The sequence below is a fragment of the Curtobacterium sp. MCBA15_013 genome, from assembly GCF_001865095.1.
Classification (GTDB): domain Bacteria; phylum Actinomycetota; class Actinomycetes; order Actinomycetales; family Microbacteriaceae; genus Curtobacterium.
The window spans coordinates 2,336-2,864 of the sequence record NZ_MJGQ01000042.1; the positions used below are offsets into that span (position 1 = coordinate 2,336).

At 72.6% G+C, this 529-nt stretch carries 1 protein-coding gene; it reads left to right on the top strand.

Annotated elements, in window-relative coordinates:
- On the top strand, positions 1-529 hold a 529-nt coding region (locus tag BIV01_RS13850; RefSeq protein WP_254791843.1), incomplete at both ends, for an alpha/beta hydrolase.

Sequence of the window (529 nt, forward strand, 5' to 3'; positions counted from 1 at the left end):
CCCCGCGGTCGAGCGGCTCGTCGACCTGCACGACTGGCACGCCCCGGCGGACATGCCGAAGGAGGGCGAGACGTTCAGCGTGACGATCCCCGGCACGATCTCGCACTTCCACGCCCGGAAGGCCGTGGTGTGGCTCCCGCCGGCCGCGCAGGTCCCGAACGCCCCGGCGCTGCCCGTGCTCGTCGCACTCTCCGGGCAACCCGGCGAACCGGCCGACCTCTTCCAGACCGGCGACATCGGCCACTACCTTGACCGGTATGCAGCAGCGCACGACGGCCTCGCCCCGATCGTCGTCGCCCCGGACCAGCTCGGCGCCCCGAACCGCAACCCGATGTGCGTGGACTCCCGGCGGCTCGGGCGCAGCGAGACCTACGTCATGACGGACACCGTCGACTGGATCCGGAAGCACCTCGCGGTCGCCACGGCACCGACGGGCTGGGGCGTGCTCGGCTTCTCCGAGGGGGCCACCTGCGCGATGCAGTTCTCGTCCGCCCACCCCGACGTCTTCGGGTCCGCGCTGGCGATCTCG